This window comes from Myxococcus sp. MH1 (assembly GCF_059738865.1).
In genome coordinates this window covers 2166994-2192437 of record NZ_AP026947.1, presented here as the reverse complement: position 1 = coordinate 2192437, position 25444 = coordinate 2166994, and the positions used below count along the sequence as shown (strand labels likewise).

At 70.9% G+C, this 25444-nt stretch carries 23 protein-coding genes and 1 tRNA gene; 16 read left to right on the top strand and 8 right to left on the bottom strand.

Annotation, left to right across the window (positions count from 1 at the left end):
* Positions 1-96 precede the first annotated feature (96 nt).
* Complete coding sequence (gene add, locus AC6JA9_RS09135; protein WP_046711669.1) at positions 97-1260, bottom strand: adenosine deaminase; 1164 nt, start codon at positions 1258-1260, stop codon at positions 97-99.
* A 92-nt stretch (positions 1261-1352) separates the two neighbouring features.
* Between add and AC6JA9_RS09130 the strand changes: the two genes are divergently transcribed.
* Positions 1353-2399 carry an outer membrane protein assembly factor BamB family protein gene (locus AC6JA9_RS09130; protein WP_497959516.1) on the top strand — a complete coding sequence of 349 codons (1047 nt, stop codon included), beginning with the start codon at positions 1353-1355 and terminating at the stop codon, positions 2397-2399.
* Positions 2400-2613: 214 nt separating this feature from the next.
* On the opposite strand, the gene AC6JA9_RS09125 is transcribed toward AC6JA9_RS09130, so the two are convergent.
* Complete coding sequence (locus AC6JA9_RS09125) at positions 2614-4926, bottom strand: ATP-dependent helicase (protein ID WP_426747798.1); 2313 nt, start codon at positions 4924-4926, stop codon at positions 2614-2616.
* Between the two features lie 125 nt (positions 4927-5051).
* Here AC6JA9_RS09125 and AC6JA9_RS09120 point away from each other — a divergent pair, with 125 nt between their 5' ends.
* The 4 genes from AC6JA9_RS09120 (at position 5052) to AC6JA9_RS09105 (ending at position 8024) form a co-directional block, all read left to right on the top strand.
* Positions 5052-5537 carry a PaaI family thioesterase gene (locus tag AC6JA9_RS09120; RefSeq protein WP_141326223.1) on the top strand — a complete coding sequence of 162 codons (486 nt, stop codon included), beginning with the start codon at positions 5052-5054 and terminating at the stop codon, positions 5535-5537.
* A gap of 123 nt (positions 5538-5660) precedes the next feature.
* On the top strand, positions 5661-6305 hold the full coding sequence (locus tag AC6JA9_RS09115) for an RNA polymerase sigma factor (RefSeq protein ID WP_223747803.1): 645 nt from the start codon (positions 5661-5663) through the stop codon (positions 6303-6305).
* Positions 6298-6846, top strand: coding sequence for a zf-HC2 domain-containing protein (locus AC6JA9_RS09110; protein WP_223784481.1), 549 nt, complete (start codon positions 6298-6300; stop codon positions 6844-6846). Before AC6JA9_RS09115 ends, AC6JA9_RS09110 begins: the two co-directional genes overlap by 8 nt.
* An 11-nt stretch (positions 6847-6857) precedes the next feature.
* Positions 6858-8024 (top strand): AraC family transcriptional regulator, encoded by a 1167-nt coding sequence (locus tag AC6JA9_RS09105; RefSeq protein WP_223784480.1) that lies wholly within the window; start codon positions 6858-6860, stop codon positions 8022-8024.
* A 68-nt stretch (positions 8025-8092) separates the two neighbouring features.
* On the opposite strand, the gene AC6JA9_RS09100 is transcribed toward AC6JA9_RS09105, so the two are convergent.
* Both AC6JA9_RS09100 and AC6JA9_RS09095 read right to left on the bottom strand, forming a co-directional pair.
* A complete protein-coding gene (locus tag AC6JA9_RS09100) occupies positions 8093-9280 on the bottom strand; it encodes a hypothetical protein (protein ID WP_223784479.1) in 1188 nt (395 codons plus the stop codon).
* 46 nt (positions 9281-9326) lie between these two features.
* On the bottom strand, positions 9327-9998 hold the full coding sequence (locus tag AC6JA9_RS09095) for an RNA polymerase sigma factor (protein ID WP_046711661.1): 672 nt from the start codon (positions 9996-9998) through the stop codon (positions 9327-9329).
* A 319-nt stretch (positions 9999-10317) separates the two neighbouring features.
* Between AC6JA9_RS09095 and AC6JA9_RS09090 the strand changes: the two genes are divergently transcribed.
* The 4 genes from AC6JA9_RS09090 (at position 10318) to AC6JA9_RS09075 (ending at position 14554) form a co-directional block, all read left to right on the top strand.
* On the top strand, positions 10318-11025 hold the full coding sequence (locus tag AC6JA9_RS09090) for a metallophosphoesterase (protein ID WP_473566498.1): 708 nt from the start codon (positions 10318-10320) through the stop codon (positions 11023-11025).
* Between the two features lie 332 nt (positions 11026-11357).
* Positions 11358-13121 (top strand): vWA domain-containing protein, encoded by a 1764-nt coding sequence (locus AC6JA9_RS09085; RefSeq protein WP_223747798.1) that lies wholly within the window; start codon positions 11358-11360, stop codon positions 13119-13121.
* A gap of 32 nt (positions 13122-13153) precedes the next feature.
* Complete coding sequence (locus tag AC6JA9_RS09080) at positions 13154-14161, top strand: hypothetical protein (protein WP_497959515.1); 1008 nt, start codon at positions 13154-13156, stop codon at positions 14159-14161.
* Between the two features lie 21 nt (positions 14162-14182).
* Positions 14183-14554: a Mov34/MPN/PAD-1 family protein gene (locus AC6JA9_RS09075; RefSeq protein ID WP_223747796.1), complete on the top strand. Its 372-nt coding sequence runs from the start codon at positions 14183-14185 to the stop codon at positions 14552-14554.
* 2 nt (positions 14555-14556) lie between these two features.
* Here the strand turns inward: AC6JA9_RS09075 and AC6JA9_RS09070 are convergent, their stop codons facing one another.
* From AC6JA9_RS09070 to nfi, 3 genes are all read right to left on the bottom strand, one after another.
* Positions 14557-15063, bottom strand: coding sequence for a DUF2267 domain-containing protein (locus AC6JA9_RS09070; RefSeq protein WP_267697585.1), 507 nt, complete (start codon positions 15061-15063; stop codon positions 14557-14559).
* A gap of 104 nt (positions 15064-15167) precedes the next feature.
* Positions 15168-17510 carry a GMC family oxidoreductase N-terminal domain-containing protein gene (locus tag AC6JA9_RS09065; protein WP_223747795.1) on the bottom strand — a complete coding sequence of 781 codons (2343 nt, stop codon included), beginning with the start codon at positions 17508-17510 and terminating at the stop codon, positions 15168-15170.
* A gap of 184 nt (positions 17511-17694) precedes the next feature.
* Positions 17695-18396, bottom strand: coding sequence for a deoxyribonuclease V (gene nfi, locus AC6JA9_RS09060; protein WP_497959514.1), 702 nt, complete (start codon positions 18394-18396; stop codon positions 17695-17697).
* A gap of 299 nt (positions 18397-18695) precedes the next feature.
* Here nfi and AC6JA9_RS09055 point away from each other — a divergent pair, with 299 nt between their 5' ends.
* From AC6JA9_RS09055 to AC6JA9_RS09025, 7 genes are all read left to right on the top strand, one after another.
* Entirely contained in the window at positions 18696-19727 is a 1032-nt protein-coding gene (locus AC6JA9_RS09055) for a hypothetical protein (RefSeq protein WP_223747793.1), read from the top strand.
* 36 nt (positions 19728-19763) lie between these two features.
* Positions 19764-21119 carry a hypothetical protein gene (locus tag AC6JA9_RS09050; RefSeq protein WP_497959513.1) on the top strand — a complete coding sequence of 452 codons (1356 nt, stop codon included), beginning with the start codon at positions 19764-19766 and terminating at the stop codon, positions 21117-21119.
* A gap of 105 nt (positions 21120-21224) precedes the next feature.
* Positions 21225-22310, top strand: a complete 1086-nt coding sequence (locus tag AC6JA9_RS09045) for a hypothetical protein (RefSeq protein ID WP_223784474.1) — start codon at positions 21225-21227, stop codon at positions 22308-22310.
* A 139-nt stretch (positions 22311-22449) separates the two neighbouring features.
* On the top strand, positions 22450-23751 hold the full coding sequence (locus tag AC6JA9_RS09040; protein WP_223747790.1) for a S8 family peptidase: 1302 nt from the start codon (positions 22450-22452) through the stop codon (positions 23749-23751).
* 190 nt (positions 23752-23941) lie between these two features.
* The gene (locus AC6JA9_RS09035) at positions 23942-24190 is read left to right on the top strand and encodes a hypothetical protein (protein WP_046711652.1); all 249 of its coding nucleotides are present in this window, start codon (positions 23942-23944) and stop codon (positions 24188-24190) included.
* 9 nt (positions 24191-24199) lie between these two features.
* Positions 24200-24781, top strand: a complete 582-nt coding sequence (locus tag AC6JA9_RS09030; protein ID WP_497959512.1) for a HesA/MoeB/ThiF family protein — start codon at positions 24200-24202, stop codon at positions 24779-24781.
* Positions 24782-24865: 84 nt separating this feature from the next.
* Positions 24866-24936 (top strand) — tRNA-Gly (locus tag AC6JA9_RS09025).
* Between the two features lie 115 nt (positions 24937-25051).
* On the opposite strand, the gene AC6JA9_RS09020 is transcribed toward AC6JA9_RS09025, so the two are convergent.
* Positions 25052-25393, bottom strand: a complete 342-nt coding sequence (locus tag AC6JA9_RS09020) for a zinc ribbon domain-containing protein YjdM (protein WP_223747788.1) — start codon at positions 25391-25393, stop codon at positions 25052-25054.
* Positions 25394-25444 lie beyond the last annotated feature (51 nt).

Here is a 25444-nt window from a genome sequence, read left to right as displayed (position 1 = left end):
TCCCGGGCCATGACACCAGGAGGCCCGGGAGGGAGCCACCTGCCTGGCCACCGACGCGCGGCCGATGACGCCGCGCGCACGGTGGAGGCTACGCCATCACGCCGGCTGCTTCACCGGCACATGCCGCTTCTTGTCGAAGGCCACCAACGTGTTGGCGATCTCCTCGTTCACCAGCCGCAGCATGTCCTGCTTCTCCCGGAACGGGAGGAAGGCGCTCTTGAAGCCGGAGACGATGATGGTCGCCAGGTCGTCCAGCGACAGCCCCAGCTCCTTGTGCGCCACCCACAGCTCCTTCGTCACCGTGGTGTCGGTGATGAGGCGGTTGTCGGTGTTGATGGTCACCCGCAGGCCGTAGTCGAAGTAGAACTTCAGCGGGTGCGCCTGGAGGCTGGACACCGCGCCCGTCTGCACGTTGGACGTGGGGCAGACCTCCAGCGGAATCCGGTGGTCGTTGACGTAGTTGAGCAGGTCCCCGTCCTCGCGCAGCCGCGTGCCGTGGCCGATGCGGTGCGAGCCCAGGTTGTGGATGGCCTGGGAGATGGACTCGGGGCCGTACGCCTCACCGGCGTGCGCGGTGCAGTTGACGTTGTTCTTGAGGATGAGCTGGAAGGCGTCCTTGTGGTCCTTGGCGGGGAAGCTCGCCTCGGCGCCGGCCAGGTCGAAGCCGATGACGCCCCGGTTCTTGTAGGCCACCGACAGCTCCGCCAGCCGCATGGACGTCTGCGGGTTGATGTGGCGGATGCCGCAGACGATGACGCCGCACTTGATGCCCGTCTCGCGCTTGGCCACGCGCAGGCCCTCGAGCACCGAGTCGATGACCGTGGTCATCTTCAGGCCCTTCTGCAGATGCAGCGCGGGCGAGTAGCGCACCTCCAGCCAGCGCACGTTCTCCGCCGCCGCGTCCACCGCCAGCTCGTACGCCGCGCGGTAGAGCGCGTCCGCCGTCTGGAGCACCGAGAGCGTCACGTCGAACGCGACCAGGTACTCCTCCAGGCTCTTGCACACCTCACCCATGTGGATGGCGCGCGCCAGGCCGTCCTCGGTGTCCGCGGGCAGCTTCACCTTCTGCTGCTCGGCCAGCTCGAGGATGGTCTTCACCCGCATGGAGCCATCCAGGTGGCAATGCAGGTCCGTCTTGGGGAGCGCGTGCAGCAGCTCCTCCGTCACCGCCAGCGTGGGGGGCGGGACGAAGTCCGTCCGCCGGGCTCCAGAAGGGATGCCGGTGGCGCTGGGAATCTCGTCGTCACGAATCGTAGGCATGGTCGAATTTCCTTCCTTACGCCATCCTCCAAACCATGTCGCCCCGCGCGTGTCCATGCAGGCACACCCTCCTCGCCCTGGCCCTGACATTGGTGTCGGCCGCGGGGTGTCGAGAACCCGCGCAGACGGCTTTCCGGTACTCCACGGATGCATCCTCCCGCGCGGGCCTGACGCCGCTGTCCGACGGGGTCCTCACCGGCAACGAGGCCGGCGCCGTGGTGCGCCTGGACCGGACGGGCACCCTGCAATGGCGGGTGGCCCTGGGCCGCGAGGTGGCCACGCGCCCCGTCGTCGCGGGTGACAGCGTCATCGCCGGGACGGTCGCCGGAGACCTGGTGTCCCTCTCCCTGGCGGACGGCTCGGAGCGCTGGCGGCTCACCGGTGAGCCCCCCGTCCTGACGCCCCTCGTCGTGGCTCCGGACGGGCAGTCCCTCTTCGTGGTGGCCCCGGATGGCGCGGTGCGTTCGCTCGCGGTGGACACCGGGAAGGTCCGCTGGAGGACCCCCGCGCCCAAGTCCGCCGAGCCCCCGCCGGAGTCGGGCCGAGGCCTCCCCGCGCCGGTCCTGGCTGACGGACGGCTCGTCATCGCGCTCGGGGGCGCGGGGCTCGTGGCCCTGTCCGTGACGGACGGCGCCCCGCTCTGGCGGCAGACCCCGGGGGACGTACTCGGCCTGGAGGCGGAGGGGGATACCCTGTTCCTCGGCACGAAGGAGGCCCACGTCCGGGCCCTGCGCGCGAAGGACGGCGTGATGCTCTGGGAGAAGACCCTGGCCGACTCGCTCACGGGCCCGCCGTCCCTGGCGCTGGGCATGGTGTGGGTGGGGGCTCGGACGCAGGACGCGCCGGTGCTGGTGGGGCTCGCGCCGTCGGACGGGAAGGAGCTGGCGCGCATGGGGCTGCCCGACCCGCTCACCACGCGCGTGGCCGAGGCCATCGGGGAGCTGCTCCTGGTGCCCACGCAGGGACGGCAGGGGCGACTGGTGGCGCTCAAGCGTCCGACGTGGGAGCGCGCGTTCTCCCTGCGCACCGACACGGCGCTGCGCTCGCCGCCGGTGGTCCAGGGGGACCAGGTGTTCGTGCTCGGACAGGACGGGCGGGTGCTGTCCTGGAAGCTGCGCCCGCTCGAGAACAGTCCCTGAGGCGAACCGTGTCCGTCAGGCGCCTTTGGGCCCGCGCGTCCTTACCGGAATCCGCGCCCGTCCGACGAGGCCTTACACGCTCAGGACTCTGCTGGTTCGAATCCAGCCCCCTCCATTCACGTGGAGGGGTAGCCAAATGGTAAAGGCACCAGATTAAAAACCTGGCAGTCGACCCTCATGGCTTCCTCACTCGGGCGCGGACTGCCCCACCCCGCTACCCTGGCATCAGGAAGCGGGCGATGACGCGCTTGAGGCCCACGGCGCCGCCGAACTCCACCGTCACCTTCGCGTTGGGCCCCGTGCCGTCCGCGGCGACGATGCGGCCCACGCCGAACTGCTCGTGCCGCACGCGCATGCCGCGCACGTCGCCGCTCACCCCGTCCATGTCCGACGCCTGCGAGTAGGAGCGGTCGATGCGCGGACCGTCGTCCTCGTCCCAGGTCCGCTTGCGCGGCGCCGCCATGGGGGCGGGCCGGGGCGGCTCCGGGATGTCCTGCTCGCTGATGCCGAACAGCTTGGGGGGCACGTCGCGCAGGAAGCGGCTGGGCGGGTTGTAGCGCAGCTCACCGAACAGCGAGCGGCACTGCGCCAGGCTCACGAAGAGCCGCTTGCGCGCGCGCGTGAAGCCCACGTAGCAGAGCCGCCGCTCCTCGGCCATCTCCTCGCCGTTGTCCGGGTCCTCGCCCTTGAGCGCGCGCGAGTGCGGGAAGACGCCGTCCTCCAGGCCCGTGAGGAACACCGCGTCGAACTCCAGCCCCTTCGCCGCGTGCAGCGTCATCAGCGCCACCCGGCCCTCGCCCACCTCCGCGTCCGCGTCGCCCACCAGCGAAATCTGCTCGAGGAACGCCTGCAGCGGGGGCGTGTCCGCCGACAGGGGCGCCGCGTCCACCTCCGGAGGCACCTCGACTTGAGGCCCGGACGCCGCGGCCACCGCCGCCGCCGCGCGGTTCAGGTCGAACTCCTGCGCGGCGCCCAGGAACTCGCGGAGGTTCTCCGCCCGCGTCGTCGACTCGTCGCTGCCCTCGGCGACCAGCGTCTCCACCAGCTTCGTCTCGCGGAGCATCTCGTCCACCGCGCTCGCCGCGTCCGTCGTCCCCTGCGCGTAGCGGTGCAGGGACTCCAGCAGCCCGTGGAAGGTGCGCAGCCGCTTCACCGCGGTGGTGTTGAGCGCGGGGATGAGCCCGGGCTCGGCGAGCACTTCGTAGAGGCTCTGGTTGCGGGTGTTCGCGTGGTCCACCACCCGCTCCACCGTGGTGTCGCCGATGCCGCGCGCCGGCGTGTTGATGATGCGCAAGAGGTCCGCGTCCGAGCGCGGGTTCACCATCAACCGCAGGTACGCGGACGCGTCCCGCACCTCGGCCCGGTCATAGAAGCTGCGCCCGCTCACCAGCGTATACGGCACGCGCGCCAGCCGCAGCGCCTCCTCCAGCACGCGGCTCTGCGCGTTGACGCGGTAGAACACCGCCATGCTGGAGAACTTGATGAAGCCCTCCCGCTGGAGCGCCAGAATCTGCCGCGCGACCTCCTGCGCCTCCATCCGCTCGTCGCGGTTGAGCATCAGCTGGAGCGTCTGGCCTGCGGGCCGGTCCGACCACAGCTTCTTCTCCATCCGGCGCGTGTTCTTCCGGATGACCTCGTAGGCCGCGTCCAGGATGTTGCGGTCCGAGCGGTAGTTCTGCTCGAGCTTCACCACCTTGGCGCCGGGGTACTCGCGCGGGAAGTTGAGGATGTTGTCCACGTCCGCGCCGCGCCAGCGGTAGATGGACTGGTCGTCGTCACCCACGACGACGAGGTTCGCCGAGGGCGGCGGCGCCAGCTGCTTGAGCAGCGCGTACTGCACGGGGTTGGTGTCCTGGAACTCGTCCACCAGCACGTGGTGGAAGCGCCGGCGGTAGTTCTCCAGCACCTCCGGCCGCTTGCGGAAGAGCGTCACCAGCAGGAGCAGCAGGTCCCCGAAGTCCACCGCGTTGGCCGCGCGCAGGCGCTCCTGGTACGCGTGGTAGACGCGCTGGACGAGCAGCCCGCGCTCGTCCCCGGGCTCCACCTCCATGTCCTCGGGCAGCCGGGCCTGGTTCTTCTCCTGGTCGATGCGGCTCAGGATTTCGCGCGGCTGCATGGACTGCTCCAGCCCCGCCTCGCGCATGGCGCGCTTGACCACGTTGAGCTGGTCGCCGTCGTCGTAGATGACGAACGAGCGGGTGAGCCCCACGTGCTCCGCCTCCCGGCGCAGAATCATCGCGGCCGAGGAGTGGAACGTGCTCACCACCAGGTCGTTCGCCTGACGCCCCAGCAGTTGCACCAGGCGCTCGCGCATCTCGCGCGCCGCCTTGTTGGTGAAGGTGACGGCGAGGATGCGCCAGGGGAACACCTCGTGGACCTTCACCAGGTACGCCACCCGGCGGGTGATGACGCGCGTCTTGCCGCTGCCCGCGCCCGACAGGACGAGGAGCGGGCCGCCGTGGTGCAGCACGGCCTCGCGCTGGGGGTCATTCAGGTCTTCGAGGAGGGCGGATTCGTGGACGTTCACGGGCGACTCGGGGGGAGCCCCTGCTTCTAACGTCTTTCACCGTCCGGTGGGCGTCCTTCCGCACCCCCTGGCACGCCCGGCCGGTCCCTCGGGCGCCGAGGCTCGGGTATATAGGGCCAGACATCATGTCCGACGCCCCCTCCGTCCCCCCGGCGAAGCCCTCCCAGGCCGCGCTGGACCGCTACGCCGAGCTGTTCAACCAGAGCCTCACCCTGCGCCACTTCGGCGCCCAGGTCGCCTTCCCGGAGGGCCGCAAGGTGGTGGTCACCATCCCCGAGCTCAAGCCCGAACACCGCGGCGGCGTGGGCAGCGCCGCGGCCGTCAACGGCGGCATCCTCGCCGCCCTCTTCGACTACGCCATCGGCACCAGCGGCGCGCTGGTGGACCCGTCCCGGAGATGCGCCACCGTGCAGCTCTCCATGAGCTTCCAGCGCCCCGTCACCGGCGACCACCTGCGCGTGGAGGCCGAAATCGACAGCCAGGGCCTCACCCTGCTGTTCGCCACCGCCCGCGTCTACGACAGCGAGAACCGCGTCTGCGGCCAGTGCCAGGGCGTCGTCCGCCTCTCCAACCTCCCCTGGCCCTCGGGGGAAAGCCCCGCCGCGAACTGACCTTTGGCCACCCCTCCGCACATCCTGCTGGCGCCCGGCGATATGTCCGCCACGGACGTACGTTCCCCGGAGACCGGGGAGCGGCCAGAGCCCCCAGACGCAGCAGAGCGACGGGAAGACGGCATGAGTGCAGCCGTGCAGGGCCTGCGGATGACGACGGTTCGACTAGCGAGGGAAGCCGAGGAGCCGATGGAGGCGGCGCGCGGGGCGGACGAGGAGGTCCTGGCGCGCAAGGCGCTCGCCGGCGACCGGTCTGCCTGGGACGCGTTGGTTGCGCGCCACCACCGCCGCGTCGTGGTATCGCTCCTGGCCCGGGGCGTCCGGGTGGACCGGGCCCACGAGCTCGCCCAGGAGACGTGGGCGAGGCTCATCCAACAACAGCAGCGTGGGCTGCTGACGGAGCTGCGCCTGCCCAACCTCGCCCTCACCCAGGCGGCCTTCCTGGCCGCGGACGATGCCCGCCGGGCCCGGCGAGAGTCCATCTCCGGGGCGGTGGAGGAACTGCCCGAGCGTCAGCATCCGGTGGACCCGGCCGTGTCCGCCGAGCGTCGCCTGCTGTCCGAGGAACAACTGTCCCGCGCCCATGCCGCGCTCGCCCAGGTGTCGCCGAGCGCGCGGAGCGTCTTCCTCCTGGCCTGTGACGGCCAGGAGCTACCCCATGCCGAAGTCGCCGCGAAAGTCGGACTCTCCGTCCAGCGCGTGCGGCAGATCCTGTGCGAGGTGCGCAAGAAGCTGCGCTCCGCGCTCGAGGAGGAGACCCATGCTTAAGCCCCACCTGACCCGCGACTCCGCGGAGCAGTACATCCTGGGCGCGCTCGCCCCGGAGAAGGCGGCGGCGTTGGAGGCCCACACGCTGGAGTGTGAGCCTTGCGCCCTGCTGCTGCAGGAAGAGGCGCTCCTGTCCGAACAGCTCAACGAGGTCGCCCAGGACTGGAGCGTCCGCGAGGAGCGCGTGGCGCGTCCCGCGCGCTGGCACGCGCGCCGCGCGGCCGCGGGCGTCGCCATCGCGGCCCTGGCGGCCTCGCTGGCCCTGGTGCTGCTGCCCGGGGGCAAGGCCACGCAGTCGCGGGAGCTGGAACCCGGGGAGGTGCTGCCGCCCACACTGGCGCTCGGACTGGAGGAGGACCTTCCGGCGACGAACGTGGTGGCCTGCCCGGACCTGGCCACGCAGGCGTTCTGCACGCGCAAGGCGGCGGAGCGGGGCCTGCTGGTCATGACCCCCTCGGGCATCGCCGAGGTCCCCCGCTATGAGGCCCGGACGGGTCTCCCCGAGGGCGCGCTGAGCGCGCGCCAGCCCGTGTCGCTGTGAGGACGCCCGCCATGGACTTCCGGAAGAATCTCGCCGCCCTGCTGCTCGCCCTGGCCGCGCCCGCGGCCCTGGCCGAGCCGTCGGGCAGCACGCCGAAGCTGCCGGTGGGCTGGTACGTCACCGAGAGCGCCCCCAAGCGCTACGAGGCGGGCGTGGACACCAGCGCCCCGTGCGAGGGCAGCCGCAGCGCGTACCTGCGCTCGCTGAGCCACGACGAGGCGGGCTACGGCACCTTCATGCAGGCCTTCGGCGCGCAGGACTTCCGCGGCAAGCGGCTGCGCTTCTCCGCCGCCACACGCGTGAAGGACGTGGATGGCTGGGCGGGGCTGTGGATGCGCGTGGAGGGGCCGGACCCCAAGCAGCCGCTCGCCTTCGACAACATGCAGTCGCGCGCGCTCGTGGGCACCCGCGGCTGCAAGCGCCACGAGGTGGTGCTGGACGTGCCCAAGGAGGCCACCACCATCATGGCGGGCCTCATCATGAGCGGCACGGGCCAGGCGTGGCTGGACGGCGTGCGCTTCGAGGTGGTGGACGAGTCGGTCGCCGTGACGGACCTGCTCGCCTCGCGCCCGCTGGTGGCCTCCACTGGCCCCGCCGGGCTGGACGAGCCCACGCCGGTCGCGAAGAACGACCAACTGCCCGTGGGCCGCGTGGGTGACATCTGGTTCAACAACGGCCGCATCGCGGCGGCCAAGCCGTACACGCGGCGCCACGACGGCGTCTGGGTCAGCATCCTCTCCGAGGAGATCTACGAGCACGGCATCGCCGTGACGGGCACCTTCGGCCAGCGGCAGGTGGACCTCCGCGTGAAGGCCGGCACGTCGCTCACGCACATCGAGGGCAGCTGGGGCGAGGAGCCCGTCAGCATCCAGCTCAGCCCGGACGCGCTCACCATGAAGTGGGGCCGGCTGACGCGGCAGCTGAAGCGGGACAAGGACGCGCCGGTGGACAGCACCTGCAACCGCTATGTGACGACCGAGGGTCCGCGCGTCCTGGACCTCGTCGACGTGTGCGGCGCCGCGCTGAGCACCCGCCCGCCCACCGCGCAGCTCGTGCTGAGCTTCCTCGACAACGGCTTCCGCCGCGTCGTCCCCCCGCGCAACTTCCCCATCCCGCAGCCGCCCGTCCGCAGCCGCGAGGCGCTCAACACACCGAGCGTCACCGCTCCGCCGCAGTAGTCGTGGCGGTGGGCCCTTGGAGTCCCGAGGCCGCTCGCGCGGCCCCTGGGACGGCCGGGGCCTTCCTCTCAGAAGGCGAAGTCCCGCTCCAGCGTGTCATTGCCCGCCTGCACCGAGAGGTGCGCGGTGCGAGCGCCGGTGGCGGAGGCCGAGGACAAATCGAACGACAAACCCTCGGGCCCGTTCGTGGGCCTGAGCGAGGGCCGGCCGGGGCTCAGGAACACCGCCGCCGTCACCGTCCTGCCCGCCAGGGGCTGCACCAGGAGCCGCACGCGCTGACGCTCGCGCACCAGCACCACGCGGAAGTCGCGCCGCTCCTCCAGCACCTCGCGCTGCTCCGGGTGGCGCGCCGAGGACGGGCGCTGCGACACCGGGGCGCGGGACGAGCGCGCGGCCCGGGCCACGCCCGCGTCGCCCTCGTCCATCTCCAGGGCCTCTTCAATCGCGTCGTCACCCTCGCCCAGCGCCAGCACCGCCTGGGCGCACTCGCCACAGCGCGCGGTGTGCGCGTCCACGCGCTCGCGCTCGTCGGCCGTCATCAGGCCCATGTCGAAGCGCCACAAATCATCCCGTGTGAGGTGACGACGGGGAGGCGCATCCACCGGCGCGGCGTCCGCGATGTCCGCGCGGCACTCGGCGCAACCCTGGATGTGGGGGGTCGGACTCTGGGGGCCGGAGGTCCACGTCGCCACCAGGTCATCGCAGCCGGCCCGGGCACCGAACCACCAGGCCTTGTCCTGCTCCGCGGGCTCGAGGAGCGCTTGCTCCTGGCGACGCTCGGGGTTGAGGGGAATGAACCAACGGGCCCGGGGAAGCAGCAGCGCGTCCAGGTTCCCGAGCGACTCGAGGAAGCGGTCTCGATTTCGCGCCGCATCCCCCTGCAAGTCGCCATGCAGGCCCTCCCAGGCGGCGAGGGCAGATGCCTGCGAGGCGGCCCTGTCACGAGCGGCAAGTCCCTCCAGCGCCGAGGCGCGCCACACCTCGGCCTCCTCACCCCCGTCCAGCGCCACTTCCATCGCCTCTTCCGCGGCCCTCAACAGCACGGGCTGGAGCGCCTGCGGTTTCTGCGCCTGAAGCCAGGTCTCCACTTCCGGTCGACCGAGGCCCCGCAGGGCCGCCTCCACACCTTCGGTCCCCCATTGGGTCGCCCGCCTCAACAAATCTCCGGCGGCTTCGAGGACGACTCCTGGGGGGACACTCGCGGCGGTGAGCTGGGAGCGACGGGCGGCAGAGCGGGACATGGCTTCGGTCTTCATGACTTCATTCCTCCTGAATACCCCGGGGTGTGGCCGGGAAGGAGGCTCACGCTTCCTCCCCTCGTGGCGACTCGCGCTGGAGATCCAGCAGGTAGAGCTTCAAGTAGGCCTGCGCGCGACTGACGCGCTTGTAGGAATTGACCACGGTGATGTTCAGCCGACGCGCGCATTCCTCGTGATCCTCCACGTCCTCGTGGTGATACAGCTCCCATGCCGAGGCCTCCTTGGGGTGCTCCTGCTGGAGCCGTGCGAACGCGGCCCAGTACAGCTCCTGGGCGTCCGCGCGCTCCTCCGTCCTCCTGCCCATCTCGACAGCGCGAGCCCGCTCGGAAGGCGGCTCTTCCATGACGTCATCGGGGTCCGACGAGGGCGCCGCGAGCTCCTCGCGGTGCCGCCGGTAGAAGTCGATGGCCACGTGCTTGACGATGCGCAGGAAGAACGTCTTGGGAGACGCACTCCGGCCCGGCATCTGCTGGGAGATGCCACGGAACTGGTCCAGCCCGCGGTCGAGGAACTTGCCGACCGCGTCCTGATAGAGCTCGTCGCCGTCCGCTGGGGAACCGCGACCGTAGCTCGCCTGAATCTTGCTGATGACGTACCGGGCAGGCCGGCTCCACCGCTGAACCAACGCTCCGAGCGGGCCCCCAATGGGCTCGTTCGTGGCGCGGCGGCGGACCACCTCCGCGAACAATTCGTCATCCGTGAGCTGCTCGAACACCGGAAGGACCTGGGAGCTGTGCCCGGAGACCCGCCCCGGGAGATGGGATTACAGGGATGTCGCGCGGCAAGGTACCACGTTGGCATCCGCAGGCAGCCTCCGAGTGGAGCAGGGGTGCCCAGGCCACCCGGACGACCGGACAGTCGTGGCACCCACGAAGCCCGACGCCCGGGTCGCCGACTTCCTGACAGGATGATCCCCGGGGCCGTCCGGGAGGGGGAACGGGAATTTCCCGGTCAGGAACGTGGGGGGCCCCCGTCCCTGGCCGCATTGCTTCCGGGCGCCTGCCCACCCTCCCGCTTCCAAGGAACCCTCGGTCATGTCCCCCCGCACCATCGTCATCGGAGACCTCCACGGCTGCCACGACGAGGCCCTGGAGCTGCTCGCCAAGGTGGGGGCCACCTCCAGCGACCGCGTCATCTTCGCGGGAGACCTGGTGGACCGGGGGCCCAAGCGGCGGGAGTGCGTGGAGCTGGCCATGCGGCACGAGGCCATCCTGGGCAACCACGAGGAGACGACGCTGCAGCAGCGCCACCGCGCCGCCGAGCGGCTCAATCCCGACCACCTGGAGACCCGTCAGGTGCTCGAGCCCGAGCACTACGAGTGGATGGCCCGGCTGCCCCACTACCTGAGGCTGCCCGAGCACAACGCCGTCGTCGTCCACGCCGGGATGATGCCCGGCCTGCCCGTGGAGGCGCAGGACCCGTACCACCTGCTCCACGCGCAGTGCATCCAGCCGCCCGCCAAGAAGAGCTACTGGCCCTCCAAGGCACCTCAGGGGTGGACGTTCTGGACCCACCACTGGAAGGGCCCGGAGCGGGTCATCTTCGGACACACCGTGTTCGACCAGCCGCTCGTCACCGAGCACGCGGTGGGCATCGACACGGGGTGCGTCTACGGACGCTCCCTGACGGCGGTGGTGCTGCCGACGTGGGAGCTCGTCTCGGTGCCGGCCCGGAAGACATACCGGGGCGGCAAGGACGTGGCGAAGTTCCCGGTGCATGGCGACGTGTGCGTCTACTCGTGAGCACCCGTCACCGACGCGTCGACTCCGACTGAAAAGCCTCGCGCCCGGCCGACAGGGCCAGACACGCAATGAGAGGTGCGGGTTCGAATCCCGCCGGGGCCGTCAGGCTCCGTAGTTCAACGGTAGAACACTGGACATTCAATCCAGCATCACCGGCCTCGTCACTCGGGCGCACCTTCCTTCCTCCTCACTCCCAGCTTCGCGCGGGTGGCCGTGCCTCGTGCACCTGACGCCCCCCGTGCGCTCCACGCGCGGTGCACTCCCAGGGCCCTGTCGGGCTCGAGGTCCGCCCCGCGCCTGACCCGCCGCACGTCCCGAAAGGGGGACTCCCCATGTCGACGAACCCGAACACGCAGCTGTTGCCCGAGTCCCAGCGAGGCCCCGCCGAGAAGCTCCTGGACCTGGTGCTCAGCGGCTCGGCCCACCTGTGGCACAACCGTCCGGGGCTGGACGTGGGCGGCACGTGGGTGGCCGCGGCGCACGCCACGCCGGCGCAGCGCGCGGTGGGCAAGCCCGTCAAGCCGGGCCTCTTCGTGCCCGCGGCGGTGAAGCTCTACCGGCAGCTGCTCGACATCCACCAGCTCAACTCGGAGCTGATGGCGCACTTCGCGTCGTACGCGCTGACGCAGACGGACTGGCGCGACCTGAAGGTGGCCACGTGCGCGCTCATGCTGGTGCAGCAGCACGCGGGCCAGCCGGTGCGCGGTGACGACGGCCAGGTGGCGTTCCACGACGACGACTACCGCTCCATCGGCGAGGCCATGGTGCTGCACTACGAGCGCAAGTCCACGCGCATGCTCACGCCCAAGGCGGTGCTGCGGGTGGCGGAGCTGCTCGAGCTGCCGGACATCGCCAGCCTCAACCGGCAGGCGGGCTTCGGGGACCCGGCGTCGCGCAAGCCGCCCATGGGCCGCTGGAAGCGCGTGGCGTCCAGGTGGCTGGCCGCGCGGGAGTCCAACCTGTCGATGCTCCAGGGCCTGATGAAGGCCGGCTACAAGGAGACGTTGAAGAAGCTTGCGCGCAAGGCGGGCTACAAGCCGCTCACGCAGGGCTTCTTCGAGGTGCTCGGCTGGAAGCAGAAGCAGGCCGAGGGCGGGCACCGCACGGTGGGCCTGAGCGGGCTGACGTTGGTCAAGCGCGAGCGCTTCGACGGGCTGTCCGAGGCGGAGATCTGCGAGTGGATCGACTCCGAGCGGCTCTCCTACAAGGAGGTCGTGGGTCGGCTGCCGAAGGACGTGGGGATGACGCCGGCCATCATGGCGGCGCTGTTGCCCTCGTTGTCGGACCGCGACCTGCGGCTGATGACGCCCACGTTGGAGGAGCTGGGGTTGCTGGCGGAGCCCACGGTGCGCGCGCGCTGGGAGAAGGCCGTGCAGACGGCGACGGACCAGCGGGCGCTCAACATCGCGAAGAACGTGCGCAGCGAGGTGCTGCGCCAGAAGCTGGAGGAGGCGAGCGACAACGCGGCACGACAGGCGGTGGCGGAGGCGACGGCGGAGACCGACGTGCGGGTGATGTTCCTCATCGACAAGTCGGGCTCCATGGACGGGGCCATCGAGAACTCGAAGGAGGCGCTCGCGCGCATCCTCGCGGGCTTCCCGATGGAGAAGCTGCACATCGCGGCGTTCGACACGATGGGCACCGTGCTCCGGCCCAAGGCCTCCAACCGCACGGCGGTGCAGCACATGCTCGCGGGGCTGAAGGCCTCGGGTGGCACGACGCACGCGGCCGGCGTGCACGCGCTGCACCGGGACGGCATGAGGGTGCCGGAGGGGGCGAAGCTGGTGGTCATCGTGGTGGGCGACGAGGCGGGCGAGGCGGGCGACCAGTTCGCCCGGGCGTTCCGCGACGTCGGCTTCCCGGTGGCGGCGATGGCGCTGTTGGTGAGCGTGGCGGGTGGCCGTGGCAACACGGTGCGCACGTGCGCGAGCCAGCTGCGGGTGCCCTTCAGCGAGGTGAACGTGGACCAGTTCGCGGACCCCTACCAGGTCCCCCGGGTGCTCAAGGCGCTGCTGGACGCGCCGACGCTGCCCGGTGCCAGCCAGTCCGGCTGGGTCGAGCGGGTGATGCGCACGCCGCTGTTGAAGGTGGCGTGAGCGCGAAGTCGCGGTGAAGGCAAGGAGGCGTCGTGGACTACCGGAAGTTGCTCGGGAAGGTGGAGTCGGCGGTGCTGCCGTATCTGGGCGGCGGCACCGTGGACACCGCCACGCGACGCCTCCGTGTCACCCCCCCCGTGGCCCCGGGGTGGTGGCGCTTCGAGTTGAAGGGGCGCGAAGCCACCGCCCGCGAGCCCGCCGGGCCCGAGGGCCTGGAGGCGCTGCCACGGGTGCGCGGTCATGTCTGGGGAGCGCGCCTGGTGCTTGAGGGCGCGGTGGCACGGCCCTTGGAACTGCTGCCGGAGGATGAGCCGTCACCGCTCGCGCCGGTGAGCGCGCGGCGCTGGCACGACGGCGCGCTGCTGTTCGACGGCGTGGAGTTCGAGGGCGAGGCGGAGGACGCCGCGCGTCGGGCCTTGGAGGAGGGACGGCCGCTCGCGTCCGTGAAGGGCGTGAGCGCTCCGCTGCGCGCGGCGTTCGGCTATGCGCTGCTGGAGGCCGCGTCGAGGACATTGGACATCCGCTTCGCCCCCGCGGAGACGCGAGGGCGGGTGCTGAGGGTGGCTGAGCTGGGCCGTCCGGAGGCGGAGTCGTGCCTGCGCGCCCTGGCGGAGGAGCGGCGGGTCCACCAGCGGGCGCTCGAGGCGCGGCGCGTGGCCGAGCAGCAGCGAGCGTGGCTCGACGCGCAGACGGTCCGCGCCTCCGAGCTGGCCCAGGAGGCCCGTCGACGGGTGCTGTCGGGCGACATGTCACGGGGCCGGGGCGCGCCAGTGGGAGACCCCTCGCGCGCGGAGGTGGCGCTGCGGGGCGCGGGAGCGCGGCTGCTGCATCATCGTCGCATGGCGGGGAACCAGTTGGAGGTGACGTTCAGCTTCATGGGGGAGCGGTTCGTCTCCATCGTGGACGCGCGCACGCTCCAGGTGCTGGACGCGGGCGTGTGCCTGGCGGGAGCGGACAGCGAGGTGACGCTGGAGAGCCTGCCCTCGGTCATCCGCGAGGCCATCGACACGGACGTGCTGGTCATCACCCGGCACGCGTGACACGCGAAGAGAGGAGGAACCATGTCGTCGCATGAGGTGTGCCTGCTCATCGGACGGGACGAGGAGGTGCTGTGGTGCGAGGCCTCCGACAGCCCCGTGCTGCTGCCTGACTCCCGCGCGCGCTGGGAGGCCATCTGGTACTGGCGTGAGGAGCTGGTGGAGGTGACGCACAGCCACCCCGAGGGTCCACTCGGCTTCTCCGAGGAGGACGAGACGACGATGGCCGCGTTGACCGAGGCGCTCGGACGCGCCCCCCGCTTCTCCGTCGTGGCCCCCGGCGGCATGGTGGCCCGCGAGGACGGCCGCGACGTCTGGGTGTCCGAGGAGCCCTGGTGGACCGGTCCCCTGCGCGAAATCTCCGGCATGCGTTACACGCCGATGGCGCGGGCCTGACGTCAGCTGGGACGGCGCCACAGCTCCCTGAGGTCCTCGGGGAGCTGGTCCATGACGTCCTCGGCCTCGCCCTCGGAAATCTGCGCCCGCACGGAGTTGAGCACCGCGCGGACCACGGGCTCCACCGCTTCCGGGTTGAGCGCCAGGTCCTCGCCTACGCGCGCGAGCAGCTCCTCGCGGCCGAAGCCCTTGGGCAGCTCGTCCTCGTGGCGCTCGCAGCGGTGCAGCAGCAGCGTCAGCTTGTTGGGAAGCTGAGCCTCCAGGTCCTGCGTCTCGCCCTGGGTGATGCGCTGCTCCACCGCGCAGAGCACGGACACCGCGGCCTTCTCGGCCACCGAGGGCGACATGCCGCCCCGCTCGCACAGGTGCTTCAGGAAGGCCGCGTAGTGCTGGCTCGCGTGCGCCTCCTTCCGACGGGCGCGGCGGGCCTCGATGGGCAGACCGCCTCGCTCGTTCGAGCCGTCCGTCGAAGAAGACTCCTGCCCTTCGCGCTCCCGCTTGTCCGCCATGGCCGTGTCCTCCCAGAGTGCCTTCGTGGGGTCAGGTTGCCCACGGCGCACGGGAGGAGCACCACCCGCTGGCACGGCGGAACAGGCCGCCGGCTCCCCGCCCGCTACGCGGCCTTCTTCACATAGGTGTCGTAGAGGGCGCCGAAGAAGAAGCGGCCGAAGCGCAGCAGTGTCTGCCACTGGCCCACCGCGTCCCGCGCGCCGAGTACGCGCAACGTGGAGAGCTGCTTCGCGAAGTCCGCCGGGTCCAGTGACAGCACGCCGCGCGCGACGCAGGGGCCCGAGATGTCCATGCCCCGGTACACGGACACGAGCAGCCGCGTGGTGTCGGCCCACAGGTCGAAGCCCGCATCGTCGTGGACGTCCTTGTACCCATCCAGGAAGAAGCGCTCACCCGACTCGGCGACGAGCGGCAGCAGGTAGCGCATCCGCCGCCCGCCAGGACGTGCGCCCTCCTGGGTCATCAGGTGCAGCTCGCCCCCCTCCACGACGAGCGGCCGGGGCGACAACGCCAGGGCCTCCACCATGCCGGAGAGCGCCAGCGGGTGCAGCCGGTCCTCGAGCGTGCGCTCCAGGTCTCGCGTCTCCACCGTGACGACGAAGCGCAGACGCGTGGCGCCCTCGCGCTTCGGGTCTCCCGCGACGAGCTCATGCTCATGCACCGCGCCGGACACGTGGCCGTACATCGTCTCGGAGAAGCGCACGCCCACCGGCGTCCGCGCTTCGGCCGCGGGTGCCTCCAGCGCGGGCGTGTAGTCGATGTGCCAGCCTCGCCGACGCGCCAGCAACGCGACGGAGCGCTCGGCCACCGCGGAGATGGTGAACAGCGGGTTGGTCCCCAGGGACCTCGGAATCACCGAGCCGTCGCTGACGTAGAGCCCCTCGTGGACCTCGCTCCCCTCATGACGGGAGAAGACGCGTCCCTCGTGGTCCACCACGCCCGCGCCCGCGTGCTCCGCCATGACGCAGCCTCCGAGCGGATGGGTGCACAGGACCTCGTGTCCGGTGAGCCGGTTCCACAGCGGGTTGCGCACGAAGGTGCCGCCCAGGGCCGCGGTGGCCTCGCGCAGCCGCTGGTCCACGCGCGCGAGCTCCGGCTGCGTGCCCACGTCCGGCCAGTGCACCCGCACCCGGTCCCCTTCCATGCGCAGCTCGCCCACGCCCGCGTCGTGGGACATCACGAGGAAGGTCTGCGTGTTGCGCATGGCCCCGTGGTACGGGCCGCGCACCGCGCTGTCCGCCACCCGGGCCAGTTCCTCCAGCTTGTCCTTCAGCCCCGAGTCCATGTCCTCGCCGCCCACCGCGGCCGCGGCGGACAGCAGCGCCAGCATCGGCTTGCCGAACGCGCCCGGCATGGCCCCGTTCTCGATGACCATGCCGTCCTCCTGCCGGGCCGTCGCGCGCTCGTCGATGATGCCGCTGATGGTGGGGCCCACCGGCTCGCGGCCCTCCGGCGGATTCACGCCGTGGCCCACGCCGTTGACGGGCACGTCCGTGTTGTAGCCGAAGGCCATCACGTCCCCGTTGGCGCTGAAGCGCTGGCCCAGCTGCTTCGACAGCGACAGCCCCAGCGCGCGCGAGCGCATCAGGATCTCCGCCGTGCCCATGGTGCCCGCCGCGAGCACCACCAGGTCCGCCGTCAGCCACAGGTCCGGCGCCTCGAAGCGCTCGCGACCGGTGTTCATCGGCCGGTAGTAGATGCGCCAGCGATTCCCGTCGCGCGCCAGGTAGCGCACGGACACCTCGGTGAAGACCTTCGCGCCGTGGCGATGCGCGTCCGGCAGGTAGTTCATCAGCACGGAGTTCTTCGCGCCCTGGTTGCAGCCGGTGAGGCAGTCCCCGCACAGCGTGCACGCGCCCTGCTTCACGCCGGCGTCGTTCACCTGCTCCTCGAAGGAGACCGCCAGCGGGGGGCGCTTGAAGGTGCCGCCCATGCGACGGGCCGCGCGCTCCATGGCCGCCAGCGAGGCCAGGCGCGGCGAGGACTCCGGATAGGGCGTGGGCCGCAGCATGCGCTCGGCCCACGTGAAGCCATCCTCCAGGAGCCCGGGCACGTCCTCACGGAACGCCTCCGGCCAGCGTGAATCCTGGAGCACGCGAGGGTCCGGCCGCAGCGTCACGCCCGCGTTGATGAGCGACGTGCCGCCCAGCCCACACCCCGACACCACCGCCACGTCGCCGCCCCGGTGCAGTTCGAACAGGGCGGTGGCGCGGCCCAGGTCGACGTTGCTCTCCGCCTCCATGTGGACCTGGAGTTCCTGGGCGAAGTCCGCCTCCGTGCGCGGGTAGTCCCCCGGCTGCAGCTCGCGGCCCCGCTCCAGCACGCACACCTGGCGCCCCGCCCTGGCGAGCCGGCTGGCGGTGATGGCGCCGCCATACCCCGACCCCACCACGACGACGGGGTAATGCGACGCCAGCTCACTCCACCGGGATGACAACCTCCGCATCGACGCTCCCACGGGCGACCCCCACCTTCGCTGCGCCACCCTCACGAGAGCGCCCACGCCCTCTTCGCGTCAGGTGGCCGGGGACACGTCTGCCCGGGCCGTGCTCGCGCCCGGTACCGTCCCCATCTCGAGGACTCTGGACATAGAGGTCGTCGGGCCGTCGGTCAAATCCAGGGAGGTCGTCTCACTCCAGCTCCGCGGCCTCGCCGTCCGCGCGGCGCAGCGCGTTCACCATCCGGTGCGCGTGACGCGTCGTCTCCGGCTCGCGGTACTTCGGGCTCGCCCGCAGGACCAGCTCCACCGCCGTGGGCAGGTCCATCAGGTGCCCCGGCGAGACGTACACGGGCTGCACCGACTTGCGCGTGCGGACCGCCATGCCCACCACCTCGCCCTTGTGGATGATGGGCGACGTGGAGCCACGCGCGTCCGCAAGCTTGCCGTGCGTGCCGACGAGCAGGGACTTGGCGCACCCGATGGAGGGGATGCCGAACAGGAGCCCACCGTGGCTCGCGATGCCCAGCCGTCGCGGATGGGCGATGCCGTGCCCGTCGAAGATGAGGACGTCGGGCCGCATCGAGAGCCGCTCCCACGCGACGGCGACCACCGGCAGCTCCCGGAACGAGAGCAGCCCCGGCACATACGGAAACCCGAGGGTCACCGCCGAACCCGCCTGGGCCACGGGCACGAGCGCGCCGGCGTCCAGCACCACGACTCCGCCGAAGCCCGTGTCCCGCCCCTTCTCCGTGGACACGTCCGCGCCCGCGACACGCTCCACCCTCAGGCCCGGTGGGGGCTGGAGCACCACCCGCTCCCGGAGCTCGCGCTGGAGCGCCACGGCCTCCGTCGGCGTGACGTCCCAGCGATGCATCGGAGCTGACAGTTCCATGTGTGACACGCCTCCTCTCGCCTGCCCCGAGGATGTGTCCCCGCACCGCGCCTGCAACCCGGGAGGTCCCCCGAGGACGTCCTGGGCGTGGACCCACGAACGCTCCCACCGGCTCCCAGGGTGAGCCCCTGTCCCCCGTCGTACTGCCCTCCAGGTCCAGCCTGGAATACACGGCCGCCGTGCCTACCGTGCAGCCTCCCAGGCATCGGTGAAGCCGCTCCCACGGACCTCTGCTTCGCGCCGCGCCTGGGACACCAGAGGGCCGGCCCACGGGAGCGTCGCATGTCCGGGAGTATCTGATGCGTCGAGTCCTCGCTGGCTGTCTCGCGGTATCCGCGCTGGGAGCATCGCTTCCCGCCGCCGCTTCGGAGTGTGGCTACACCGCCGCCGGGTGGAACGCCCCCAACGGCGCGGTGGTGTTCAGCCGCAGCAACGACGGGCCCATCCGCAACGTCATTGATGCGATTGGCGAGTTCCGTACGCACTCCATGCTCTCCCACGGCCCCACCGGCGGCGTCACCCACGCCACCATGAAGGACCCGGCCCAGAACAACTGGCCCACCGTCTGTGGAACACCGCTCGTCGCGTCGCAGCTCCAGTACGGCTACCCGGGCCTGGAGCAGGTGAACCAGGGCGGCATCTACCATTACCTCTACGATGCGAACGGCCACGGGCCGGACTGGACGGCGTGGCAGCTGGGCGACCCCGCGGGCGCGGCCCGCATCGCGAACAGCCTCTGGTTCAACCACCCGTACGTCAGCGACGTCTCGCGCGTCGATGGAAGCCAGCGCATCGACCGGCCGCTGTGGAACGGCTCACGCGTGCCCTACTCGCTGTTCCAGTACCGGGACCTGGAGGCGGCGCACGAGATTCCGGGCAACGCGGCCAACAACGGCATGGTGTGCTCCACCTTCCTCGCCTACGCGCACGTCTACGCGGGCAAGGGCGCCGTCTCCCCGTACACGTACCCGCACGAGGTCACCGCCAACGCGGCCAACTCCGTCCACTGGGGCGTGCATGGCCAGTGCAAGGAGTCGCTGGGCTGGTTCGAGAACGTCGCGCTGAGCGTCATCTGCCCCGTCTTCTGGAACGTGTGCACCAACGCCGGCAACCAGGTGGCCAACTGCATGTCCGCCAACCGCTGCGACACCAGCACCAGCGTCATCTGGCGGCAGGTGCGCGACGACCCCAACGCCACCGCCACTTCCATCAGCCCGGACCGCATCGGCGGCTGGGGCGTACACCCGTCCAACGTCACGCTGTGGGCCAGCGACTACTCCCATCAGCTCCAGTGGAACTCCGGCGGCAACGTCTACGGCTGCTGGCAGTGAGCCCTCACGCGTCGCTCGAATCGACAGGAGCCCTGGATGACTCCCACGCAACCCTCACGGTGGCGCAGACGCAGGACGTTCATGCTCGGACTGGGAATCGCGGCGCTGATGGCGGGTGTGCTGCTGCGCTCGAACGAGCCGGACACACCTCCCGGCCCCAAGCCCTCTCCCGCCCTCGACGGCACGCCCACGCGCGCCGAGGTGCGGACCACCGCGGTGTTGCCCTCGCGCACCGAGCACGCGCGGAGGCCCGCCGCCGCGCCTCGCGTCCCCGCGCCCCTCATCGACGAGGTGACGGTGGAGAAGCGGGAGGTCTGCTCCGGCGAGGACAACCTCATCAGCGTCCGCGCCCACTCGCCGGACGGAGACGACACCCACCTGCACGCCACCATCGGCGCGGGCAGCGGCCTGCGCGTGCCCCTGCGGGTCTGGCGGATGGCGGATGGGACGTACGAGCTGCCCACCGTGACGGTGTTCGGCAAGGACAACGTCGCCACCCAGGCGCGCGTGCCCCGGTACACGGTGAAGGACTGTGAGCCGGAGCGACAGGTGGACATCTTCTCCCGACGCGCGCCAAACACGGAGGAGGAGTTCGAGTTCCTCGCGCGCATCCTGGAGCGCCCCCGCCCCGGCGCCGCGCCCACGCCCTTCACACCCGTGAAGTTCGTCTGGACCTTCGACGACCGTCACACCGTGACGACGAGCGCGCCCCGGGTGACGCACTCGCTGCGCCCCGACCCGATGCGGCCCGCGGCGCTGTACTCGCAGCACCTGGTGAAGGTGGAGGCGTTCGATGCGTCCGGGAAGAAGGCGGCGGGACGCTCCTCGCTCCAGCTCCTCGATACGACGTTCGAGAACTTCGCCAAGAAAGGCATCGTCACGGTGCTCGCGGTGGGCTCGCCGCGCTTCCCCGTCGAGGACGCGCAGGGCGTGGTCCGTCAGACCTTCCAGCTGTCCCACCGCTGGAAGCGTCCGGTGCGACTGGAGCGGGTGACGGCGCTGCGCTCGCTCGTCCCGGAGGCCGATGCACCGCCGCTTCCCGAGGACACCGCCGAGGTGAGCCTGGGCGTGGACCTGCTCCCCGTGGGCCAGGACGTGGAAGTCCCCGTGGCGCTCGACACCCGCGCCGAGGCTTCGGTGACACACGTCACCTATCTGCTCGAGGGAACCACCGAGGATGGACATCCCGCGCGGGGGACCTTCTCCATCATGCGACCGCCTCCCCGCCCCACGCGCGAGAACAGCACGCCCGTGTTGGACCCGGTGCTGCTCGCGAAGGTCAAACGCGCGCGCGAGCTGCTCGGCCAACCCTTCGTCACCGATGAGGACCTCTGGCGGCTGGAGCGTGAAGGCCGCTTCAGTGACTTGAAGGTCCAGCGCGAAGGCCCCTGAGGCCACGCCGTCCAGCCGGTGGGAGCGACCACTCCCACCGGCTCGGCGACCGGTGAGGACCCCGTCGCCCACGGCCCGGCGCCACCATGCTCCCCTGTGGGACGCATGCCCTCCCCGCTCCTGCCACTGCTCCTGCTCGCGCTCGGTACGAGCGAGGCCGGCCTCACGGACACCCCACCGACGGAGGCCCCGTCGGCCCCGTCCCTGGCGCAACTGGAGCGGAGAATCCTCGGACGAGGCTGCGAGCCCCGACTCCTGGGCGACGCGAGCCGCCGCTTCGTGGAGGCGCAGCTCCTGTGTGACGGACACCTGTCCTTCATCCTCGTCCAGAGGTCCCTCGCGGGGAGCCCCCTGCCCGAGACTCCCAGGCGACTGAAGGCGCTCCTCGACGACGCCCTCACACGGGCCCGCGCGCCCTTCCTGCGGGACGGCGTCACCGTCGTCCAGGGACACTCGCTTCCGCGCAGCGTGCTGTACCGGGGCTACGTCCTGTTGATGCTCGCGGGCATGGAGCGCGCGGGCGTGTCCGACGCGCAAAGCACCGCCCTGTTCGACGCGCTGGCCGACCAGCTGGTCGAGGCACTGGAGCGACAGCTCCTGCTGCCCTCCTTCGGCAAGTCCATCTGGCCGTGTGACAGCGCGCCCGCCGCCGCGGGGCTGCTCCTCCACGGACGGCTGCGCGGCGACGCGGCCTCGCTCGCGATGGGTGAGCGCCTCACCGCCCGACTGGTGGAGCTCGCGGCCCTGCCCTCGGGCTTTCCCACGAAGGTCGATGCGCGGGGCAAGCCCGTGGAGCCCTTGCCTCGCGGCACCACCCTGGCGTGGACGGGCGCCTTCCTGGCCATGGGCGCGCACCCTTCCGCCGCCACCTTCACCTCCGCGCTGGTGAAGGGACACTGTGACCACCCAGCAGGTGCCCTGCTCCCCTTCGCGGCCTGTCGGGAATGGCCTCGCGGCGTGAAGGGCAAGGAGGACTCCGCCAGTGGTCCCCTGCTCCAGGGCGGCTACTCCGTGGGCGCCAGCGCCCTGGCCATCGCCGCCACGCGACTGTCCCCGGAGCATCAGGACTGGCACGCGGACCTGCGCAACACCGCGCGGGAGATGGGCATCCGTCCGATGCTCGAAAAACCACATCAGCATCCGCTGGAGGCCTCCCTCTACTGGTGGGGAACCACCGCGCGCGCCTGGTAGGCAATACGCCCCCATGTCGGCATTCCGCGCTTCGTTCAATGACAGACGACTGTCTCATCCCTCGGGACACAATCAGGATTAAGCCGATTTATAAGTCCATCCGTATCATTCGGGGAGACCCAGTGCAGGGGGATGAGCCATGAATCGACGCACGACAGCGATGACGCTGGCCATGGGTGGACTGGCATTGTTGGGGGGCTGCTCGAGCAGCCGGCCCACCTGCAGGGACGCGACGGCCACCGCCGCGCTCCTCGCGCCGCCTCGGGAGAAGTTCGTCGAGGTGAGCAAGAAGGTGCCGGGCGAGTACGTGGTGGTGCTCAAGGAGCCCGAGGCCAGCCTGGAGCCGCTCGCCGTGGCCCAGCTCACCCAGGGCCTCACCACGAAGTACGGAGGCACCGCGTTCTCCGTGTACGAGCACGCGGTGCGCGGCTTCGCCACGCGGATGACGGAGGAGCAGGCTCGCGCGCTGTCGCAGGACTCCGCCGTGGCCTTCGTCCAGGAGAACGGCGTGGTGTCCATCCGCGAGAGCCAGCCCAAGCCCACGTGGGGCATCGACCGGGTGGACCAGCGGCAGCTGCCGCTCGACAAGCTCTACATGTACAACGCCACCGGGCTGGGGGTGCACGTGTACATCCTGGACACCGGCGTGCGCTTCTCCCACAAGGAGTTCGGCGGCCGGGCCTCCGTCGGCTTCGACGCCATCGGCGACAGCATGAAGGGCAATGACTGCCATGGCCACGGCACGCACGTGGCGGGCACCGCCGCGGGCAGCTCCTACGGGCTGGCGAGGAACGCCACGGTGCACTCCGTCCGGGTGCTCGGCTGTGATGGCAGCGGCACCACGGCCGGCGTCATCGCGGGCGTGGACTGGGTGACGAAGAACCACAAGTCGCCCGCCGTGGCCAACATGAGCCTGGGCACCGACACGGACCCGGCGCTCGACGAGGCGGTGCGCCGCTCCATCGCGTCGGGCGTCGTCTACGTGCTCGCCGCCGGCAACGAGTCGGGAGATGCGTGCAAGCACTCGCCCGCCCGCGCGCCGGAGGCCATCACCGTGGCCGCCACGGACACGAGCGACAAGCGCGCCCACTTCTCCAACTACGGCGACTGCGTGGACGTCTTCGCGCCCGGCAACAAGATCACCTCCGCCTGGCACTACGGCGACTTCCAGACGCGCATCCTGAGCGGCACCTCCATGGCCGCGCCGCACGTGACGGGCGTGGCCGCGCTCTGGCTGGAGCTCAACCCCCAGGCCACCCCCGACGCCGTCGCCAGCGCGCTGTTCGAGAACGCCACCGAGGGCGAGGTGCGCAGCGCGGGTGAGTGCACGCCCAACCGCATGGCGTACTCGGGCTTCATCGGCGCCTTGCCGCTCACCCCCACGGTGAGCACGCCGCCCGAACCCTCGCCGACGACGGTGAGCGGCGAAGGCTCGAAGTAGGCATCCGGCCGCGAGGACCCTCCCCCTCGCGGCCCCCGAGGGCCGGGCTCCGTCTCCACGGCGGAGTCCGGCCCTCGTCTTTCCAGCGCCCGGGCGCCCCCGGTCAGGAAGCCGCGCCCGCCCGCGTCCCGCGAGCCACCCCGTCGGCCGCGCTCCCGCGTCCCACGAGGGCCCCGCGAGGAGCCCCACCATGGCCACGCTGAACATCACCTACGACGGCATGTCCGCAGACGTGCCGGTGGAGCTGGACCGCCCCGTCTCCGACGCCGACGTGCGCCGCATCGCCACGGAGATGGTGCGCTCGGGTGGCGTGCCCGGCCTGCACCTGGCCCACCTGCGCGAGGACGCCTTCCAGCACTTCATGGTGGACCGCTTCCGCGGCGCCCGCGGCGACGAGCGCATCTACCTGCGCCCCAAGGTCCCCTTCGGCGCGCGGTGAGGTGACGTCATGCGCATCGTCTTCTGTGGCGTGGGGGCCATCGGCTCCCTGGCGGCCGTGCTGTGCCGCAACCTGGAGGCCACGCTGGTGTTCGTCGACTTCGACCGCGTGGAGTCCAAGAACCTGCTCTCGCAGGCCTATGTGAAGCCCTCGGTGGGGAAGAACAAGGCCGAGGCGCTCAAGCTCCAGCTCCTCAACCTGCACGGCGTGAAGGCGGAGTCCTTCGGCGTGCGCGTCACCCGAGACAACGTGACGGCTTTGTGCGGCGGCGCGGACCTGGTGGTGGACTGCTTCGACAACCAGGACAGCCGACGGGTGGTCTCCGGGTTCGCTCGGGAGGCGGGCAAGCCGCTGGTGCACGGCGCGGTGAGCGCGGATGGCACCTTCGGACTGGTGCGCTGGGACGAGCGCTTCACGCCGGACGCCGAGGACAGCGCCGGACAGGCCACCTGCGAGGGCGGCGCGCACCTGCCGCTGTTGGGATTGCTGGCCGCGACGCTGGCTCGCTGCATCCAGGACTTCGTCAAGCACGGCACCCGACGCGACACGCTGGTGAACCTGTCGGCCGTCATCCCCACCGCGGGAACGTGACGAGGCGCGGGGAAGACAGGGCGGAGTCAGGGATGAAACTGCTCCGCCGTAGATTCCCCGCAAGCTCGTTGGAAGCGCAGCAACGCGGGTGTCGTCCAGCGGCAGGATGACGGTTTCCCATACCGTCGACACAGGTTCGAATCCCGTCGCCCGCTTCGCCTCACGCAACAAACCCTACCGGGGTCGTCCAACCAGCAGGCTGGCGGACTCTGACTCCACGGCGAATCCCGCGTCGTCAATGGATGGAGAGGCATCGCCCATGGGCGATACCTACGCCTTCTTCACGAACTCCGACTTGAGCCCCATGGCACCGATGCCGTCGACCTTGCAGTCGATGTCGTGGTCCCCATCGACGAGGCGAATGTTCCGGACCTTGGTGCCGACCTTGACCACCGTCGACGAACCCTTGACCTTCAAGTCCTTGATGACGGTGACGCTGTCGCCGTCCTGCAGCAGGTTGCCGTAGGCGTCACGCACCTCGCGCTTCGCCTCCCCCTGCTCGACCGCGGCGGCTGTCGACCACTCGTGAGCGCACTCCGGGCAGACGTAGAGGCTACCGTCTTCGTACGTATAGGCGGAGTTGCACTTCGGGCAGGCAGGCAAGGCGCTCATGTCGATTCCAAGGAGAGAGACGCGAGGGCATATACACGAGCGACGCGCCAA